The 19,486-nt window shown below is 65.5% G+C and carries 16 protein-coding genes and 1 pseudogene; 13 read left to right on the top strand and 4 right to left on the bottom strand.

Annotated elements, in window-relative coordinates; translation table 11 throughout:
• Positions 1–9: 9 nt before the first annotated feature.
• Positions 10–801, bottom strand: coding sequence for a carbohydrate ABC transporter permease (locus tag ACVIIW_RS02315; protein WP_456699257.1), 792 nt, complete (start codon positions 799–801; stop codon positions 10–12).
• Complete coding sequence (locus ACVIIW_RS02310) at positions 798–1,676, bottom strand: carbohydrate ABC transporter permease (RefSeq protein ID WP_456705066.1); 879 nt, start codon at positions 1,674–1,676, stop codon at positions 798–800. The genes ACVIIW_RS02315 and ACVIIW_RS02310 overlap by 4 nt, the downstream gene beginning before the upstream one ends.
• A 372-nt stretch (positions 1,677–2,048) precedes the next feature.
• Here ACVIIW_RS02310 and ACVIIW_RS02305 point away from each other — a divergent pair, with 372 nt between their 5' ends.
• Together ACVIIW_RS02305 and ACVIIW_RS02300 are read left to right on the top strand one after the other, a co-directional pair.
• Positions 2,049–2,210, top strand: coding sequence for a DUF2934 domain-containing protein (locus tag ACVIIW_RS02305; RefSeq protein ID WP_092239586.1), 162 nt, complete (start codon positions 2,049–2,051; stop codon positions 2,208–2,210).
• 860 nt (positions 2,211–3,070) lie between these two features.
• Positions 3,071–5,392 (top strand): molybdopterin guanine dinucleotide-containing S/N-oxide reductase, encoded by a 2,322-nt coding sequence (locus ACVIIW_RS02300; RefSeq protein WP_456699256.1) that lies wholly within the window; start codon positions 3,071–3,073, stop codon positions 5,390–5,392.
• Between the two features lie 13 nt (positions 5,393–5,405).
• Here ACVIIW_RS02300 and ACVIIW_RS02295 read toward each other — a convergent pair whose 3' ends face one another.
• On the bottom strand, positions 5,406–5,981 hold the full coding sequence (locus ACVIIW_RS02295) for a TetR/AcrR family transcriptional regulator (RefSeq protein ID WP_456699255.1): 576 nt from the start codon (positions 5,979–5,981) through the stop codon (positions 5,406–5,408).
• Between the two features lie 153 nt (positions 5,982–6,134).
• On the opposite strand from ACVIIW_RS02295, the gene ACVIIW_RS02290 reads away from it, so the two are divergent.
• The 11 genes and pseudogenes from ACVIIW_RS02290 to ACVIIW_RS02240 all read left to right on the top strand — a co-directional run.
• Positions 6,135–7,574 (top strand): MATE family efflux transporter, encoded by a 1,440-nt coding sequence (locus ACVIIW_RS02290; protein WP_456699254.1) that lies wholly within the window; start codon positions 6,135–6,137, stop codon positions 7,572–7,574.
• Between the two features lie 161 nt (positions 7,575–7,735).
• The gene (locus ACVIIW_RS02285; protein ID WP_456699253.1) at positions 7,736–8,530 is read left to right on the top strand and encodes a MetQ/NlpA family ABC transporter substrate-binding protein; all 795 of its coding nucleotides are present in this window, start codon (positions 7,736–7,738) and stop codon (positions 8,528–8,530) included.
• 114 nt (positions 8,531–8,644) lie between these two features.
• Positions 8,645–9,679, top strand: coding sequence for a putative FMN-dependent luciferase-like monooxygenase (locus ACVIIW_RS02280; RefSeq protein ID WP_456699252.1), 1,035 nt, complete (start codon positions 8,645–8,647; stop codon positions 9,677–9,679).
• Positions 9,680–9,710: 31 nt separating this feature from the next.
• Positions 9,711–10,316, top strand: a complete 606-nt coding sequence (locus ACVIIW_RS02275; RefSeq protein ID WP_456699251.1) for a CMD domain protein — start codon at positions 9,711–9,713, stop codon at positions 10,314–10,316.
• 14 nt (positions 10,317–10,330) lie between these two features.
• Positions 10,331–10,909 (top strand): alkylhydroperoxidase domain protein, encoded by a 579-nt coding sequence (locus ACVIIW_RS02270; protein ID WP_456699250.1) that lies wholly within the window; start codon positions 10,331–10,333, stop codon positions 10,907–10,909.
• Positions 10,910–10,942: 33 nt separating this feature from the next.
• Entirely contained in the window at positions 10,943–12,100 is a 1,158-nt protein-coding gene (locus ACVIIW_RS02265; RefSeq protein WP_456699249.1) for an ABC transporter substrate-binding protein, read from the top strand.
• Positions 12,101–12,153: 53 nt separating this feature from the next.
• Positions 12,154–13,977 (top strand): ABC transporter permease, encoded by a 1,824-nt coding sequence (locus ACVIIW_RS02260; RefSeq protein WP_456699248.1) that lies wholly within the window; start codon positions 12,154–12,156, stop codon positions 13,975–13,977.
• Entirely contained in the window at positions 13,977–14,825 is an 849-nt protein-coding gene (locus ACVIIW_RS02255) for an ABC transporter ATP-binding protein (RefSeq protein WP_456699247.1), read from the top strand. Before ACVIIW_RS02260 ends, ACVIIW_RS02255 begins: the two co-directional genes overlap by 1 nt.
• Positions 14,822–15,562 carry an ABC transporter ATP-binding protein gene (locus ACVIIW_RS02250; protein WP_456699246.1) on the top strand — a complete coding sequence of 247 codons (741 nt, stop codon included), beginning with the start codon at positions 14,822–14,824 and terminating at the stop codon, positions 15,560–15,562. Before ACVIIW_RS02255 ends, ACVIIW_RS02250 begins: the two co-directional genes overlap by 4 nt.
• 302 nt (positions 15,563–15,864) lie before the next feature.
• Positions 15,865–16,881 (top strand): HoxN/HupN/NixA family nickel/cobalt transporter, encoded by a 1,017-nt coding sequence (locus tag ACVIIW_RS02245; RefSeq protein ID WP_456705065.1) that lies wholly within the window; start codon positions 15,865–15,867, stop codon positions 16,879–16,881.
• Positions 16,862–17,530 (top strand): annotated as a pseudogene (locus ACVIIW_RS02240) (TonB-dependent receptor plug domain-containing protein); the annotation flags it as partial. The gene ACVIIW_RS02245 and the pseudogene ACVIIW_RS02240, both read left to right, overlap by 20 nt.
• Before the next feature lie 140 nt (positions 17,531–17,670).
• On the opposite strand, the gene ACVIIW_RS02235 reads toward ACVIIW_RS02240, so the two are convergent.
• Positions 17,671–19,182 (bottom strand): helicase HerA domain-containing protein, encoded by a 1,512-nt coding sequence (locus tag ACVIIW_RS02235; RefSeq protein ID WP_456699245.1) that lies wholly within the window; start codon positions 19,180–19,182, stop codon positions 17,671–17,673.
• Between the last annotated feature and the right edge of the window lie 304 nt (positions 19,183–19,486).

Below are 19,486 nucleotides of genomic sequence, written 5' to 3'. Positions count from 1 at the left end.
CGATTCGGCTCAGGTGCGGATCACAAAGCCCTTGGCGAGGTGATTGCGCACGAAATAGATCATCGCTACCCCCGGAACGAGCGCGAGCACGGTCATCGCCATGACGAGGCCGACATCGGTCCGGAAGCCGAACAGCGCGTTGATGGCCATGGTGATCGGCTTGCCGCCTGTTGTCGTCAGGATGCGGGCCAGCACCACCTCCACCCAGGAGAAGATGAAGCAGAAGAACGCGGCCACGCCGATGCCCGGCGCAATGGCGGGAATGAGATGGCGGAAGAAGAAGCTCGGGAGCGAGTGGCCGTCAAGGAACGCCGTCTCGTCGAACTCGCGCGGCACTGCGGCGATAAAACCCTCCAGGATCCAGATCGAGATCGGAATGTTGAAGACGCAATGAACCAGCGCGATGCCGACGGGTGTATTCGCCAGCCCGATCTGCGCGAACAGCACGAAGATCGGCAGCGAGAGCACGACGGTCGGCGTGATGCGGAACACCAGCAGCAGGAAGAACAGCTGGCGATCGCCGGCGAACCCGTAGCGCGCGAATGCGTAGGCGGCCGGCAGGCCGACGCCGAGGCAGAGCGCGACATTCAGCACGACATAGATGATGGAGTTGAGAATCGATTCCTTCAGGACCGGTGACTGGAGGATGTTCTGGTAGTTGACGAGGCTGAAATGTCCGTCCGCGATCCCGGCGCGCGGCAACGTCGAGACGAAGCTTGTGATGATCGTCTGCGCCAGCGGCACCAGCACGAAGGCGGCTATCACGGCGAAGAGGGTGATCCGCCCGATCGATGACTTCACTTGGCCGGCTCCATGGCATCGGGCGCCCGCGTGCTTGTTGCCGCCTTGAACGTCCACGCGACCGTCAGGACGATCAGGAAGTAGACGATGGAGCGGGCTGCGGACGGTCCATAGTTGAAGGACTGGATTTCCTCGCCGAGGTCGAGGCTGAGGAATGCGGTGGCGCTGTCGGGTCCGCCGGCATTGATGCGGAAGGCCTCGATATAGATCATGAAACTGTCCATGAAGCGAAGCAGCACCGCCATCGACAGCACGGTCTTCATCTTCGGCAGTTGGATGTAGCGAAACACCTGCCATTGCGACGCGGAATCGATCGCTGCGGCCTGATAGTGGGCGGGCGGAATGCTGGAGATCCCGGCATAGGCCAGCACGACCACGAGCCCGAGCCAATGCCAGGTGTCCATCACGACAAGTACGATCCAGGTGTGCAGGGCATTGAACTTGTAGTCGAACCCGATACCCATCCAGGCCAGCATCCGCCCGGCGATGCCGGCATTGGGATTGATGAAGTTGAGCCAGATCACCGGGATCATGTTCCAGGGCACCACCAGCGGCACGGTGATCAGGACGAGAACCGCGCTGACGATGAATTGGCGGGATCGCTGCAGCAACAGGGCGATCCAGATGCCGAGCGGCAGCTGGATCGACAGCACGATGGCCGAGAACAGAAGGCTTCGCCCCAGGCTGGCGTAGAACCGTTCAGAAGTCACGATGTTCCTGTACCAGTCGACACCCACCCAATAGGGGTTGTTCAGGCTGAATAAGTCCTGGAAGGAGTAATTGGTGACGGCGACCAGGGGGAGGATTCCGACGAAGGTCACAATGACCAGCGCGGGAAGCACCAGGAACCAGGCTCTGTTGTCGTAAGGCTTCATGTCGGGCGATTGCAACGGGGGCACGTCCGGGCACGAAAAAGGCCTCGATCGAGACCGAGGCCCTTTCAGCATTCCGGATCGAACCTGAACTAGCCCGCCACACGGGCCGCGGGCAAGTCCGGAAGATGGCACCGCAGCTCAGCGCGTCGGTCATTGCTGACTGCGACAGTGAAGGCGTCGCACGACGTAGCGGGCGCAATCGGCGCAAACTTCACCGCCGGACGTCTATGGTGACGCAGGTACAGGAACTGTTGCGCCAGATCAAAGCTTGAATCGGCGGGCCGGCGTCGTCGCCGATGGCTGGCCCGCGCGGCCCCGCCTTCCAGCCCCAAAAACCCCGGGTGAGGCCGCGCTTCATGACAGGAGACGCAATTGTCCGAGCCGAATGAGCAAGAGATCAGAGAGCGGGCGCACCAATTGTGGGAGCGCGCCGGCAAGCCCGAGGGCCGTGAGGACGAGTTTTGGCACGCGGCCGAGCAGGAGCTGCGCAACGAAGACAGATCGAACACCTTAAGGACGCCGGATACGCTGTGACCAGACTATGCCCCTTCTGCCGCGGTCTGGGATGGGTCTGTGAAAACCATCCGCTGCGGGTCTGGAGTGAAGAGGCGGGCGGATGCCGTTGCGGCGCAGGCATGCCCTGCACGTGCAACACGGCGGAAGACCCCGAGATCAGGGCCGTGATCGTCGAAGCGGATACGATCTGGCATTGAGTGCATCAGCGCTTCGATGGAACGCACGCACGAGCAAAAAAGAGCCGCCGGGTTTCTCACCGCGACGGCTCCGCAAGTCCGCAGCTGTTGATCGCCTCCCCAGCCTGGTGCGTACCGCCGTTACCTTGTTTGCGGCCATGCTCAGCCGTTCTAGGCAATGGCGCTCGATTCGGCTGTGACCCAAACCACACACGCTGGAGTCATGTCGCGCGCGAGATGTTGCGGCCTGTTTCTGGCCGGATCCGGACATGCCGGCATGTGGGGCGGCACTTCCCTGCGTCGAGCCGGCTACGGCGCCGCCCGGCGATGCGGGCGTGGATTTCGCCGGCGCGCTCGATCCGCCGCCATTGTTGTCAGCCGGCGGGTTCGGGCTCGAACTCGGACCACGCGAAGGCTTTCTGCAACTTCGAACGCCAGCAGAACAGTGTGCTGTTGCACCTTGCTCCGTCATTGCGAGGAGCTCTCTTGCGACGAAGCAATCCAGCACCTCTTTTCGCTTCCTTAGCAATGGAGGTGTGGAGGCCTTTTTTGCCCTGAAGGGCCTGCAACTCGCGGGACGCCGCCATGCGTACGGTTCCAGACATCGGTAATGCGTTGCCCTGCGCGTGCGGCTCTCATTATATTGGCCCGATGCTGACGACCGGAGCCGCCTGTACGGCGCTCCGCGATGAGGGCCACGCGATGGACGATACGATTGGCTTCCCCGATTCCGGCCTCGATTTGTCGGATGGATTCAAGCCGCACACCTCGCATTGGGGCGTTTTTTCCGCGCGCAACAGCGCTGCCGGGCTGGAGGTGAGGGCGTATGGCGGCGATCCCGATCCGAACGGTATCATCGACAATTTTCCCGGCGCGCTGCGCCACCAGGCGCGCGTCGCCCAACCGGCGATCCGCCGTGGCTGGCTCGAGCGCGGGCCTGGTCCCGACGACCGCCGCGGCCGCGATGAATTCGTTTCCGTCAGCTGGGAGAAGGCGCTTGACCTGCTCGGCGACGAGCTGGCGCGCGTCCGCGATACGCGCGGCCCGGGCGCCGTGTTCGGCGGCTCCTACGGCTGGGCCAGCGCCGGCCGCTTCCATCACGCCCAGAGCCAGGTGCACCGCTTTCTCAACATCGCGATGGGCGGCTATGTCCGCTCGGTGAATTCCTATTCCTCCGGTGCGTCCTCGGTGCTGCTGCCGCAGATCATGGCGGGCTACGAGGACATCACCAAGCGCAACGTCACGTGGCAGCAGATCGCCGACGAGACCGAGATCGTGCTCGCCTTCGGCGGCATGGCGCTGAAGAACTCGATGGTGGCCGGAGGCTCCATCAGCAAACATGTCGAGCGCGGCGCCATGGCGACGGCGCGGGCGCGCGGCTGCGAGTTCATCCTGATGAGTCCGCTGCGCGAGGATTTGCCGGTCGAGGCCGGCGCGGAATGGATGACCTGCATCCCAGGCACCGACACCGCGCTGATGCTCGGCATGGTCCACACGCTGGTTGCCGAAGGTCTGCACGACCAGGCCTTCCTCGACCGCTACACCGAGGGCTGGCCGGTGTTCTTGCGCTACCTCACCGGTGCGAGCGACGGGCAGGCCAAGGATGCCGCGTGGGCGGCCGCGATCTGCGGCGTCGACGCAAATGCGATCCGCATGCTGGCGCGGCGCCTTGCCGGCAAGCGCGCGCTGATCACCGTCTCGCATTCGCTGCAGCGTGCCGAACATGGCGAGCAGCCGGTCTGGATGGGCATGGTGCTGGCGGCAGCGCTGGGCCAAATCGGTCTTCCCGGCGGCGGATATGCCTATTCGCTCGGCGCGATCGGCTATTACGGCCGTCGCGTCAACGACGTGCCGGGGCCAACGCTGGGGCAGGGCCGCAACGGTATCCGCCATTTCATTCCGGTGGCGCGCATCGCCGATATGCTGCTCAACCCCGGCAGCACCTATCGTTACAACGGCGAGACGCGCACCTATCCGGACATTCGCCTGGTCTACTGGGCCGGCGGCAATCCGTTCCATCATCACCAGGACATCAACCGCCTGCGCAAGGCCTTCGCCAAGGTCGATACGCTGGTCGTGCACGAACTCGCCTGGACCGCCACCGCGCGTCACGCCGATATCGTGCTGCCCTCGACCATGACGCTCGAGCGCGAGGACATCGGCTATTCCAGCAACGATCCGCTGATGGTCGCGATGCATCGCATCGCCGAGCCGTTCGGGCTCGCGCGCGACGATTACGAGATCTTTGCCGATCTCGCCGATCGGCTAGGCGCCCGCGAGCCGTTCACGGAAGGGCGTAGCTCGCGGCAATGGCTGGAGCATCTTTACGAGCCGACGCGCGCCTCGCTCGTCAAGCGCGGCTTGGAGGCCCCGAGCTTCGAGGAATTCTGGCAGCGCGGGAGCCTGGTGGTGCCGCAACAGCCCGACGATGGCGGTCGCTTACGCAGTTTTCGCGAAGACCCCGCCGCGCATCCCCTGCCGACGCCGAGCGGACGCATCGAGATTTACTCCGCGAAGATTGCCGGCCACGGCGATGCGGATTGTCCGGGCCATCCGGTCTGGCTCGAGAAAAGCGACATGCCGAAACCCGGCGCGCCATGCTTCCTGGTCGCCAACCAGCCGGTGACGCGCTTGCACAGCCAGCTCGATTTCGGCGGACATTCGCTCGGCGCCAAGCATCGTGGCCGCGAGGTCGCGCGCATGAATCCGCGCGATGCCGATACGCGCGGCATCGTGGACGGCGATGTCATCCGCCTGTTCAACGAGCGCGGCGCGTGCCTGGCCGCGGTGCATGTCACCGAGGACATCGCGGCCGGTGTGGTGCAGCTGCCGACCGGCGCCTGGTATGATCCGATGGACCCGGAAGACGAGGCGCCGCTCTGCGTCCACGGCAATCCGAACGTGCTGACGCGCGACGTCGGCACCTCGTCCTTTGCGCAAGGCTGCACCGGCCAGCTCACCACGATCGAGGTGGAGAAGTTCACCGGCAATCTGCCGCCGATCCGCGCGTTCGATCCGGTGTAGCGGGTCGGACGCCTCAACGCGCGTTCGCCGTCGCAACTGCTGCCTCCACCGCATACTCCAGGATCTCGTCGGACAGCGGCTTGTCGTTGACGGCGCGAGCCAATTGCAGCGCACCGACCATGGTCGCATAGATCGTGATGGCCTTGCGCCGCCGCTGTTCCGGCGAGCCCTGCCTGATCTGCTCCGCCATCAGCACGATGATGTCGGCGACCTTTCCGGTGAAGGCATCACGCGTTGCCTTCGGATGCCGTGCGATCTCGGCGGCCAGCGCCGCGGTCGGGCAGCCCGTGCCGGCGCGGTCGCGGTGCCGCGTCGAAAGATACTCGCGGATCGTGGTCTCGAGCGCCACGCCGTTCTCCAGATTGTCCCTGTGCCGCTCCTCACGCCGGGTGAGCGCGTCGATCAGCACCTCCCGCACCAGCTCCTCCTTCGAGGCGAAGTGCGAGTAGAAGGCGCCATTGGTAAGGCCCGCCTCCGCCATGATGCCGGCGAGGCCGACCGCGGCAATGCCACTCTCGCGAAACTGCGTTGAGGCGACATCGAGGATGTGCCGGCGGGTCTCGTCCTTGTGTCCCTTGTCGTAGCGCATGGGCCTCGATCCCCTCCCATGGTCAGCCTCGACGGCGGCCACGGGATCGTGAGCGATTCGCTATTGCATTACGATCATAATAATACATTATGGGCATAATGCAATGGTCGTCAGATCGGCGGCGGCCCCGGAAGCCAAACGAGGAATATGGCAATGTCAGTCGAAGACGCCGCCCCGCCCTTGTCCGCGCTGGAGGCCCCGGCGCGCCAGCTGGCCGCGCCTCGCCCGGCGGCCGCGACCGCCGATCAGCGTCGCACCGCGCTTCTGACCGCGCCCATCCTTCCGACGTTGCTCAAGTTGGCGCTGCCGACGGTGACGGTCCTGGTGGCGCAGACCGCGGTCAATATCGCGGAGGCCTATTATGTCGGCTATCTCGGCACCGATGCGCTGGCCGGCGCCGCGATGGTGTTCCCGATCTTCATGCTGATGACGATGATGTCGAATGGCGGATTCGGCTCCGGCGTCGCCTCGTCCGTGGCGCGTGCGGTCGGCGCCGGCCGCCGCGACGATGCCGACGCCGCTTTGTTCCACGCCATCGTGCTCGCGATCATCGCGGGCGCGCTGTTCACGCTGGGGGCTAACCTCGGGGGCCCGGCGCTCTTTCGCCTGCTCGGCGGCCGCGACGGCGCGCTCGACGCCGCCATTGCCTATTCCGACAATCTCTTCGCCGGAGCCATTCCGGCGTGGATCGTCAATCTCCAGGCGGCGGCGTTGCGCGGCTCGGGCAACGTCAAGGTGCCTGCGCTGGTCACCCTGATCGGCGCGATCGTGACGATTCCCGTCTCGCCGCTGCTGATCTTCGGTTTCGGGCCCATTCCAAGCCTCGGCATTGCCGGCGCCGGCCTCGCCTTCGGCCTCTATTATGGCGCGGCGATGCTGTTCCTGCTGCGCTACATGTCTTCGGGTGCATCCGGCTTGCGGCTGCACATCGTGCCCTTGCGCGCAAAAATTTTCGGCGACATGCTCAAGGTCGGTATCCCGACGGCGTTCAACGCCGTATTGACCAATCTCACCGTCATCCTCGTCACCGGTGCGGTCGGCCTGTTCGGCACCTCGGCACTCGCCGGCTACGGCATCGCCTCGCGGCTCGACTACATCATGATCCCGCTGCTGTTCGGCATCAGCACGGCGACGCTGACCATGGTCGGCGTCAACATGGGCGCAGGCCAGACCGCGCGGGCCCAAAGGATCGGCTGGATCAGCGGCGCCGCCGGCATGATCATGACGGGGTCCATCGGCCTCCTGGTCGCGATTTTTCCAACGGCGTGGCTGCATCTCTTTAGCGGCGACGCCGACGTCGTCAACGAGGGCATGACGTACTTGCGCATCGTGGCACCGGCCTATGCGGCGCTGGGCTTTGGCTTCGTCACCTCGTTCGCCGCGCAGGGTGCGGGTCGGGCGATGGGCCCGCTCGCGTCCGGGGTCGCGCGCATCCTGATCGCGGCCGGCGGCGGCTGGATTGCGGTCGCGTATTTCGGCGCAGGAATGACAGGGCTTGCCGCCATGGTCACGGTGTCGCTCGCGGCTTCCGCCGTGATCTGCGTGCTGATCATGGTTTCGCCGTCGACATGGCGCGCCGAGCCGCGCGCCTAGCAGGGCTTGCGGACGGTCTGCACCTGCCGCAATCTGCGTTCGTTTCCTGTTTGGCGGCGAACGGAGAAGCGTTGCCCGTCCTGGCCGGTCAATATGGATTTTCATTTCATTGATTTCGCCCGGCGGAGAAGCGAATACGGTTCCGCTCAGTCTTTTGAGTCATGGAGACCAAGATGTCGTTTCGTTCCGCCCTGATCCTCGCAACCGCGCTTGCCGCATGGTCGGCAGCAAGCTCCGCCGAGACCATCAAGATCGGCGTGACGCCCGGGCCGCATGCGCAGATCTTCGAGGCGGTGAAGCCGATCGCGGCCCAGCAGGGCCTCGACATCCAGCTCATCGAATTCTCCGACTATGTGGTGCCGAACGCCGCGCTCGATGCCGGCGACATCCAGGCCAATTCGTTCCAGAACCAGCCCTATCTCGACAACCAGAAGGCTGATCGCGGCTACAAGATCGAGTCGGTCGGCCTCACCGTGAACTTCCCGATCGGCGTCTATTCGAAGAAGCACAAGGCCTTCGCCGATATTCCCGACGGCGGCAAGATCTCGATCCCCAACGATCCGACCAATGGCGGCCGCGTGCTGCTGTTGCTGCGCGACAACGGCGTGATCAAGCTGAAGGACGGGGTGGGCTTCAAGCCGACGGTGCTCGATATCATCGAGAATCCCAGGAAGCTGAAGTTCATCGAGGTCGACGCGGCCCAGGCCCCGCGCGCGCTCGACGACGTCGACGCGGCCGCGATCAACACCAATTATGCAACCCAGGCGGGCCTCGATCCGGTCAAGGACCCGATCCTGCGCGAGGACCCCAAGGGTCCCTATGTCAACCTGATCGCGGTGCGCAGCGCCGACAAGGACAAGCCTTGGGTCAAGATCCTGGTTGACAGCTACCATACGCCCGAGGTGAAGGAGTTCGTCCTCGCCAAGTTCAAGGGCGCCGTGCTGCCGAGCTGGTAGGCAGTTCTGCCCAGCGGAGGCGCCGTCGCGGCGGGCAGCCCTGCGCATTGCCCGCTTGTCTTACGCCTCAGCAACCGACATCATCGAGGACCATCCTCGCCCGACAGGGGTCGTATGAAACGTTTTGCAAACTTGAAACGCCTGGGATTTTTCACGCGGCTTCTCGATGAAGCCCCCCCGGCGGAACGCTATCGCTTCGCTGCCGAGCAGATCGTCCGCGCCGAGAAGGCCGGCCTCGATTCCGCGTGGATCGCGCAGCACCATTTTCACGAGCGGGAGGGCGGACTGCCGTCGCCTTTCACTTTCCTCGGCTATGTCGCAGCCCAAACCTCGCGCATCCGCCTGGGCACCGGCATCGTCACCTTGCCGCTGGAGAGCGCGGTGCGGGTGGCGGAGGACGCCGCGGTGCTGGATCTGCTCTGCAACGGGCGGTTCGAGCTCGGCGTCGGAACCGGCGGCAATCCGTCGGCCTTTGCCGCGTTCGGCCTCGACGGCACCCAGCGCAACGAGATATTTGCGCGCAATCTGGAGGTCGTCCGCAGGGCGCTGACCGGCAAGCAGCTCGACGGCGGCGACACGCTCTATCCGCAGCGGCCGCAACTGGACAAGCGCATCTGGCAGGCGACATTCTCGGTGGCGGGCGGCGCGCGCGCCGGCAAGGCCGGCGACGGCCTGCTGCTGTCGCGCACCCAGCCGCGGGCCAAGGACGCGCCGACGGCCACGCTCGCCGAGATCCAGAACCCGATCATCGACGCCTATCTCGCCGGGCTGCCAAGGGGCGCCGAGCCGCGCATCATGGCCTCGCGCAGCGTGTTCGTCGCCGATGAGCATCGCGAGGCGATGCGGCTTGCCGATATCGGCCTGCGGCGCGCATTGCCGCAGTTCATGAAGAGCGGCCACCTTGCTCCCGGCGAGACGCTGGAGGAGATGATCACAGCGTTCGACACCCATGTCGGCGGCGCCGACGAGGTGATTGCCTCGCTGCGCACGGATGCGACGCTGGAGCGGGTGACTGATCTGGTATTCCAGGTCCATTCGGTCGATGCGCCGCATCCCTACGTCCTGCGCTCGATCGAGCTGGTCGCAGAAAAGGTCGCGCCGGCATTGGGCTGGGCCCGCACCGCGCCCGACGTGGCGCTGGCTGGCTAGCAGGATTGAGGGAATTGCACGAGGCTGAATGATGGTGACGACTGATATCATCGACAAACTGGCCGGCATCCAACCGGGATCGGCGCTGGACGCCATCCGCGCCAAGCGCCTGCAAGCGCGTGAGAACGCGCAGAAGAGCTATCTCTCGCTGTTCGAGCCGATCGATGCCGGCGACTTTTCGCTGCTCGAACGCGCGGCGGTCGCAGCTTTCGTGGCCGGGCTGCATGGCGAATCTCCCGTTGCGACCTTCTATCGCGACAAGCTTGCGACGAGCACGGGGGGAGCGGCCCTGCTCGATGCCGTTGACGCCGAGATCGCGCGGGGCAAGACGTCGGGTCCCTATGGCTCGTATCCGGCCGGCCCGCTGTCGGTCGAGAACACGGCTGGTCTGATTTATCGCGTGAGCGCGGCGGGCAAGTCCGTTCTCGGCAACAGGCTCACCGCGGCGCTCGAGCACGCGCACCTGCTGGTGTTTCGGCCGCGCGACGCGGCCTCTACTGACATGAAGGCGCTGTTGGCCGCCGGCTGGTCGAACACCGGCATCGTCACCTTCTCGCAACTCGTCGCGTTCCTGTCGTTCCAGGTGCGGGTCGTCGGCGGCCTGCGCACCCTCGCGGCCGCGAACGCGAACGCATAAGGGGAGGCTGCATCATGAGCGCCACTGTCAATCCGCCCGTCGTCTTCACCCAGGATGAGCTCGGTTGGGTCTCCTGGATCGAGCCGCTGCCCGAGGCAGATCTCACCGAGCGGCATTATGCTGGCCTGGTCGATCGCGCCCGCGCCAAGTCGGAATATTTCCGCCTGCTGGTGCGGGACCCCGAGGTGCTGGAAGCCCGTACCAAGACCGACAAGGACATTTTCTACAACGTCGCGGACGGCCTGCCGCGCGCCGAGCGCGAACTCGCGGCGGCTGCGACCTCGCGCTACAACGGCTGCATCTATTGCGCCTCGGTGCATGCGCGCTTCGCCAGCACCTATTCCAAGCGTCGCGATGACGTTCAGAAGCTGCTCGACGAAGGCGTCAATGCCGATCTCGGCGGGCGCTGGAACGCCGTGGTCAAGGCTTCGGTGGCGCTGGCGTCGACGCCGATCGCCTTTGGCCCCGACAATATCGCGGAGCTGCGCAGCGTCGGCCTCGACGACGCCGAGATCGTCGACGTCATCAACGGCGCCTCGTTCTTCAACTGGGCCAACCGGCTGATGCTGTCGCTCGGCGAGCCTTCGAAGTAATCTGTTTCAACACCTGAGTGGATGGAGCCGTGCATGAGCAACATCAATCGTCGAACCCTGGTCAAGGGCTCGCTCGCCGCCGCAGTCGCAGGAACAGCGCTCTCGCGCGCTGCTTTCGCCGACAGCACCGATCCCATCCTGCTCGGCGTCAGCGGTCCTCTCACGGGGCCGAACGCGCAATATGGCACGCAATGGAAGCAGGGCTTCGATCTCGCGCTCGACGAGATCCAGGCCGCCGGCGGCATCAACGGCCGCAAGCTCGCCTATCAGTTCGAGGACAGCCAAAGCGATCCGCGCCAGTCGGTGGCGATCGCCCAGAAATTCGTGTCCGATCCCAAGATCGTCATGGAGCTCGGCGACTTCTCCAGCCCCGCTTCGATGGCGGCCTCGCCGATCTATCAGCGCGGCGGTCTCGTGCAGTTCGGCTTCACCAATTCGCATCCTGACTTCACCAAGGGCGGCGATTTCATGTGGAGCACGTCGGTCAGCCAGGCCGACGAGCAGCCGCTGTTGGCGCGCTATGCGGTGAAGAAGCTGGGGCTGAAGAGACTTGCGGTGCTGCACCTCAACACCGATTGGGGCCGCACCAGCCGCGACTATTTCAACAACGCCGCCAAGGACTATGGCGCGGAGATCGTCATCACCGAGGGCTATATCGCCGAGGAGCGCGACTTCCGCTCCACGCTGGTGCGCGTGCGCGATGCCAACCCGGATGGTCTGATCCTGATCTCCTATTATTCCGATGGTGCCCTGATCGCGCGCCAGGCCCGGCAGGTCGGGCTGAAGCAGGTGATCTGCGCCGCAAGTTCGGTCTACTCGCCGAAATTTTTGGAGCTGGGCGGCGAAGCTGTCGAGGACGTCCATGTCGGCACGCGCTACTTCCCGGAGGACCCCCGGCCCGAGGTGCAGAAATTCATCGCCGGCTTCAAGAAGAAGTACAACGGGCTCGAGCCGGATGCCTTCAACGCCTACGCGTATGACGCCATGAACATGGCAGCCGCCGTGGTGAGGATCGGCGGCACCGACCGCAAGGCGATCCGCGATGCCTTCGCCAAGGTCAAGGACGTCCCCAGCGTGATCTTCGGCAGCGCGACGTTCAACGTCGCGACCCGTCGCATCAACGGCGCGATGAACGCCGAGCTCGTCGTGCGCAAGGGTCAGTTCGCCCTTTGGGACGGCAAGCCGACCTGACATGATGGCCGGGGCGCCGGCCTCGGCCTTTCTCCCTTCATTAGGAACCCTGCGTGTCTTCCTGGCTCGACTACACCATCAACGGGCTGATCGTCGGTAACGTCTACGCCCTCGTTGCGGTCGGGCTCGCGCTGATCTTCGGCGTCAGCCGGCTGATCAACTTCGCCCAGGGCTCGATCTATCTCGTCGGCGCCTATATCGGCTGGGTCGCGGTGGTGCAGCTGCACACCCCACTGCCGCTCACCATCATCTTCGTCGCGCTCGTGGCGGCGCTGGTCGGACTGATCATCGAGCGGTTTGGTCTACGCCCGCTGCAGAACTCGGTCCGGATCGCGCCGCTGCTGGCGACGATCGGCATCAGCTTCGTGCTCGACCAGCTGGTCATGCTGAGCTTCTCGCCCAATCCGCGCGCGTTGCCGAGCCAGTTGCCGGATGTCCGCTTCCAGGTCGGCGGCGGCACCATCGGCCCCCTTGATCTCCTGATCGCGGGCGTCGGCATCTCCAGCGCGCTGCTGCTGTTCGTGTTCCTGCGCTATACCAAGCTCGGCTGGGCGGTGCGTGCGGCCTCGCAGGACCGCGACGCGGCGATGCAGATGGGCGTCGACGTCAACCGCGTCAACCAGACGGTGTTCGGCATTGCGGCTGCGCTCGGCGGCGTCTCGGGCCTCTTGGTCGGCATGTACTACAACCAGATCGACACCGCGATGAGCCTGCAGGCGACGCTGAAGGGCGTCGTCGCCGAGGTCGTTGGCGGCGCCGGCAACGTGCCGGGCGCGGTGGTCGGAAGCCTGTTGCTGGGACTGGTCGAGAGCTACGGCGTCGCCGTGTTCGGTACCAGTTACCGAAACCTGTTCGCCTTCTTGCTGCTCGTCCTCGTTCTCGTGCTGCGCCCGAACGGCCTGTTCGCCAGCGCGCGACAGGCGCCGCCGGAGCCGCTGACCGGCACCTTCATCGCGCCGAGCCGGCCGGTGCGAATTCCGCGCTGGGGCGTGGCTGTCGCGGTCGCCTTGTTCGCGAGCCTGCCACTGCTGCCGGTGTCCTTCTACGTGCTGCAGACGCTGATCAATGCCTGGCTGCTCGGCATGCTCGCGCTGAGCCTCACGCTCGTCGCCGGCACGATCGGGCAGGTCTCGCTTGGCCACGCCGCGCTGCTTGCGATCGGCGCCTATACGTCTGCGCTGCTGTCGCTGACCTTGAACGTTCCCGTCGGTCTCGCCATCATCGCCGGCGGCCTGATGAGTGCCGCGCTCGGCACGCTGCTGATCTCGCCCTCGTTCCGCCTGCGCGGGCACTACGTCTCGATCGCGACGCTCGCCATCGGCGAGATCGTGTCTCTGGTGATCCTGAACTGGGAGAGCGTCACGCGCGGGCCCATCGGCATTTCCGGTATCCCGCCGCTGTCGCTGTTCGGCTACGATCTGATCAGCCCGGCCTCGGTATATTGGTTCGCCTTTGCGGTGATGGTCGTGCTGGCGCTGCTCCAGGCGCGCCTGCTCGGCTCGCATCTCGGCCGCAGCTTTCGCGCCATCCGCGATGACGACATTGCCGCGCGCGCCTATGGGATCAGCCTGAATCGCTACAAATCGCTGGCCTTCATCTTCGGCGGGTTTGCCGCGGGCGTCAGCGGCGGCATCGCCGCGCATCTCTATTCCTACATCAACCATGAAACCTTCAACACGCAGCAATCGATCCTCGCGCTGACCGTCGTGATCCTCGGCGGCCTCGGCAATGTCGTCGGCGCCATCGTCGGCGCGGTGGCGCTGGTCGGCCTGCCCGAGATCTTCCGGATCGCGGCCGAGTACCGCATCCTGATCTACGGCATCGTCCTCTTGCTGCTCGTGCGGTTCAGGCCGCAGGGCCTGTTGGGGACGATCTGATGGCGGAGGCGACCGAACCACTGTTGTCCCTGCGCGAGCTCACGCGCCGCTTCGGCGGCCTGACGGCGGTCGACAATATCGATCTCGATCTCGCCAAGGGCGGGCTCGTCAGCATCATCGGCCCGAACGGTGCCGGCAAGACGACGCTGTTCAATCTCGTCACCGGGCTCGACCGGCCGGATGCAGGCACTGTCAACTTTGAAGGACAGGACATCACGGGTCTCTCGCCCGAACGGCTCGCCGCGCGGGGCATCGCGCGCACGTTCCAGCTCGGCCGTGTCTTCGGCAATCTCAGCGTCATGGACAATGTCCTGATCGGCGCCCATACGCGCTTGCGTGCGGTGAAGCCCGCGGTGCCTGTCATCGGACCGCTGCTCGAGTTGGGACTGGCGCTGCTGCGGCCAGCCGGCGTCAAGGCAGAGGAAGAGCGGCTACGCGAAGAGGTCAAAGCCATTCTCGCGCGCTTCGGCGAGCGGCTGCTGCCGCGGATCGATCAGCCCGCCTACAGCCTCTCCTACGCCAACCGCCGCCGCGTCGAGATTGCGCGCGCGCTGGCCCTGAAGCCGCGCCTGTTGCTGTTGGACGAGCCGACCGCCGGCATGAACCCGAGCGAGACCGCGGAGATGCAGGCGCTTGTCGCCGAATTGAAAGCGGAAGGGCTGACCATTCTCCTGATCGAGCACAAGCTGGAGATGGTGATGCGCCTGTCCGACCGCGTCATCGTCATGGACGAGGGCCGGAAGATCGCGGAAGGGCCGGGCGAACAGGTGCGCAATGATCCCAAGGTGATCGAAGCCTATCTCGGCCACGGCCTGTCAGGCGGGGCAGAGCAGGAGAGCGCGGCATGACGACGAGCGCACCCGAACCTCTGCTGGTGTTGTCCAACGTCAACACGTTCTATGGCCAGGCGCAGGTGCATTTCGACCTGTCGATCACGGTCGGCCGCGGCCACATCGTGTGCCTGCTCGGCGGCAATGCCAGCGGCAAGTCGACGACGATGAAGATCATTCTGGGCCTGGTGAAGCCGCGCTCGGGCGAGGTGACGTTCGACGGCGCCTCGCTGATCGGGCTGACCACGCCGCAGATCGTCCGCCGCGGCATCGCCTCGGTGCCGGAGGCGCGGCGGCTGTTCGCGGACATGAGCGTGCGCGAAAACATCCTGATGGGCGCTTTCGTGCGCAACGACCGCGATGCGGTGGCGCGGGATCTCGACAGGATGCTGACGCTGTTTCCGAGGCTCGGCCAGCGGCTGTCGCAGCGCGCGAGCTCCTTGTCCGGCGGCGAGCAGCAGATGGTCGCGATGGCGCGGGCACTGATGAGCCGTCCCAGCCTGATCGTGATGGACGAACCGACCATGGGCCTGTCGCCGCTCTATGTCGACCGCGTGCTCGAGCTGATCCGCACCATCAACCAGGAGGGCGTCTCGGTCTTCATGGTCGAGCAGAACGCCAGCCTCGCGCTCGAGATCGCCCACGAGGCCTATGTGCTCCAGACCGGCAAGATCGTGCTCTCGGGCGCAGCGCGGGCGCTGAAGGACGATCCCCGCGTGCGCGATGCCTATCTCGGCGGCTCCGAGGCGGCGTAAAGGCCACTGCTGCCCACATCGCCATGGCCGGGCATAACCGTCCGAAGGACGGCGTCGCTTCCGCTCGCCTAGGTCCCGGCCATCCACGCCTGTGTTTGCTGCGCCAACGGCGTGGATGCCCGGGACAAGCCCGGGCATGACGGCCTCCCGCAAATCCGCATATGCGGTGATCGCGTGGCAGCCGGGGCTGGTCAGTGTGATAAATTTCTGAAAAGATCATACCATTGGCGGAATGAAGGCGTGCGGCGGGAATACGTGTCGTGACGAGATGGTCTGTGTCTGTGCGGGCGGCCGAGCCCAGAATGGTGCTGCTGTTCGGCGGGCTTGTCGCGGTCAACATCGCCGCATGGGCCTGGGCTTTTGCGGCGTTCGGCGACCGGCCAGCGGTGATGGCGACCGCGCTGCTCGCCTGGGTGTTCGGCCTGCGCCACGCCGTCGATGCCGACCACATCGCGGCGATCGACAATGTCGTGCGCAAGCTGATGCAATCAGGCGATGCGCCGCGCAGCGTCGGCCTCTATTTCGCGCTCGGCCATTCCACTGTCGTGGTGGTTGCAACCATGCTGCTCGCGCTCGGCGTCGTCGGCCTTGGCGGCGACAGCCTGCTGAAGGATATCGGCAGCCTGATCGGCACCTCGGTGTCGGCGCTGTTTTTGCTGGTGATCGCCGCCATTAACCTCGCGATCTTCGCCGGCCTGTGGCGGACGTTTCGCACGGCGCGAAAGCAGGGCGTTCATGACGCTGCGGGGTTGGAGGCGCTGCTCGCCCATCGCGGCCTTCTCGCACGGCTGCTCGGGCCGATGTTCCGCCTGGTGACGAAACCCTGGCACATGTTTCCGCTCGGCCTCTTGTTCGGGCTCGGTTTCGACACCGCGACGGAGATCGGCCTGCTCAGCATCTCCGCTACCGAAGCCGCGCGCGGCGCATCTCTTGCCGATATCCTGGTCTTCCCCGCGCTGTTCACATCAGGCATGGCGTTGATCGATACGGCCGACTCCGCACTGATGGTCAGCGCCTATCGCTGGGCCTTCGTCGATCCCATGCGCAAGCTCTGGTACAACCTCACCATAACAGGCGCCTCCGTGGCGGTCGCGCTGCTCATCGGCGGCATCGAGGCGCTTGGCCTGATCGCCGATCGGCTGGGTCTCTCGGGTGGCGTGTGGGCGCTGGTCAATGGCCTCAACGAATCGCTCGCGAACGTCGGCTTCGCTGTGATCGCGCTGTTCGGAATCGCCTGGCTCGTGTCGAGCGTGCTCTACCGCCGCATGTTTGCGGATGCGCGAGGCGCCGATGGTCTCGATGCGACCGAGGCGGTCTGAGCGCCGCGTCGTTCTCGCGGCGCTCCCGGCTGTCGTTCTTGTCACCTATGCCGGCAACGCCTTCCCGCAGAGCGAGTTGCCGCCGATTGAGGTGATCGGCGGCGAGGCGCCGCATCGAAAGAAGCCGTCGCCTTCGCGACGCACGATGAGGCCGGCTGCGGCGCCGCGCCCTGTCGTCATGCAGCCGCCACCAGCGGCGGTTGGCGTTGCCTCCGGCCCAACGGGCGCGCCGAGCATGGCGAGCGAACTCACAATCTCCGGCGAGGAGCTCAACGCGCGCGCATTTACGCGTCCGGGTGAGGCGCTCGAAGCCGTGCCGGGGCTGATCGCCACCCAGCATTCCGGCGAAGGCAAAGCCAACCAGTATTTTCTGCGCGGCTATAATCTCGATCATGGCACCGATCTCGCCATCACCGTCGACGGCGTCCCCGTCAACATGCGTACCCACGCGCATGGCCAGGGCTATGCCGATCTGAACTGGCTGATCCCGGAAACCATCGGCGCGATGGACGTGCGCAAGGGGCCATACTTCGCTGACGAAGGCGATTTCGCCTCGGTCGGCAGCATCCATATCGGCCTGATCGACCGGACCGAAAGGGGCCTTGCGCAGTTGACGGTCGGCAGCTTTGGCTATCGCCGCCTGCTCGGCAATGGCGTGATGGACTACGTGCTGCACCCGGTCGAGCCACTGACGTTTCGGCTCACCGTGGCTGGGGCGTTCTAGTGCCGCGGTCTCCTTAACTCTCGCGCAAGCGGGAGAGGGAGCGCATCTTCTTCGTGGTTATACGATCAGGCCGACGCAGCGCCCGCCACCTGCTCCGCCGGCTGATCGTCGCCATTGGGATCACCAGGCGCAGTGGCCCAGGCCAATTCCACCAGCGTGACGAACCGGCGCCCGCCGCCGTCGAGTTGGACCACGATCAGGCCCTGCTCCTCCATGTAGCCGAGCAGGCGCTGGGCTCTTCGCAGCGAATGCGAGCCGTAAGCGCGGGCGATCGCGGCATCGCCGGGGCAGGGCCAGCCTTCCTTCGCGGCGCGCGCGATCATCATGAACACGCCCTGCATGTCGTCGGGCAGGATCGAGGCGCGCAGCGTCACTTCCTGCCAGGCATCGTCCTCGGCGATCTCTGCGCCGAGCCCGGCGCGCGCATGCGTCAGCATGCGGCGGAATTCGCTCAAGTCGGGCACGGACGCACCGAGACCTTCGATGCGGCAGCGGACCACGAATTCCTGATAGAGCACGCCGATGGCGCGGAAACCGGCATCGGGCGCGGCCAGCACGGCGCGCAACGTGCGATCCACGCGCTCGCGCCGCTCCGCGAGTTCCTCGGCACTGACGGGGATATCGACCACTTCGGGGCTGGTCTCAGGCGCTGCCGCCTTCGCCGCGCGAAGCTGTTCGAGCAGGTCGGGCGCGGGCCGGCGCTGCGGCCGGCTGGCATCCGGCGGCGGCGCGGCCAGGATCACCGCGCGTGCATCTTCAAGCGTCGCCTCCGGCAGCGGCATCAGCCGCGGCGTCGAATTGCGCGGGCTGGTTTCGGTCGGGCCGATGTTCAGCCGCAGCGGGCGGCGCGACAGCGCAGGTCCCAGCGCCATGAACTGCCCGCGTTCGAGATCGCGAAAGGCTTCCGCCTGCCGCCGTTCCATGCCGAGCAGATCGGCGGCACGCGCCATGTCGATGTCGAGGAAGGTGCGGCCCATCAGGAAGTTCGAGGCCTCGGCCGCGACGTTCTTGGCGAGCTTGGCCAGACGTTGCGTCGCGATGATGCCGGCAAGTCCGCGCTTGCGGCCGCGACACATCAGATTGGTCATGGCGCCGAGCGAGAGCTTGCGCGCCTCGTCTGAGACTTCGCCCGCAACGGCCGGCGCGAACAGCTGCGCCTCGTCGACGACCACCAACATCGGGTACCAATGGTCGCGTTCGACGTCGAACAGGCCGCCGAGGAAGGCTGCCGCGCGCCGCATCTGGTTCTCGGCATCCAGCCCTTCGAGATTGAGCACGGTGGAGACCCGATGCAGCCGGGCGCGCTCGCCGGCAACCTGAAGGCCGCGCTCGGTATGATCCTCGGCGGCGATCACGAGATGCCCAAAGCGATCAGCCAGCGTAACGAAATCACCTTCGGGGTCGATGATGGCCTGCTGCACCCAGGGCGCGCTCTGCTCCAGCAGGCGCCTGAGCAGATGCGACTTGCCGGAGCCGGAATTGCCCTGCACCAGGAGACGGGTCGCCAGGAGTTCCTCGAGGTCCATGGCCGCCCCGGCGCCCGCCGTGGTCAGCCCCATCTCGATCGCAACCGTCATGTCCCCGACTCAAGCCCCATCATCAGCGGCAAGGGGCTTATCAATCGGATCGGGATGCGTCGAGCGAAACACGCAGGAACACCCCGCGTTGCCCACGGCGGAATTTTACTTGGGATTTGAAGGCCCTAGAAGTGCGGACCGGACTGAAGGCGCGGTGCGCGATCGATCTGAATTTCGGTTAAACCGCAGTCAATGCAAGGCCGCTGCGCCGACTCTGTTCATGTGATGGAATATCGGGCGCGTCTTTGTATGCATTATCCCAGTTGTCATCCTCCCTCCGTCTGCCGTACATGCTGCAGCGCAC

The organism is Bradyrhizobium sp. USDA 4449, assembly GCF_054056275.1.
Note: the sequence above shows the minus strand (reverse complement) of the source record. Positions and strands in the feature narration are given on the sequence as shown.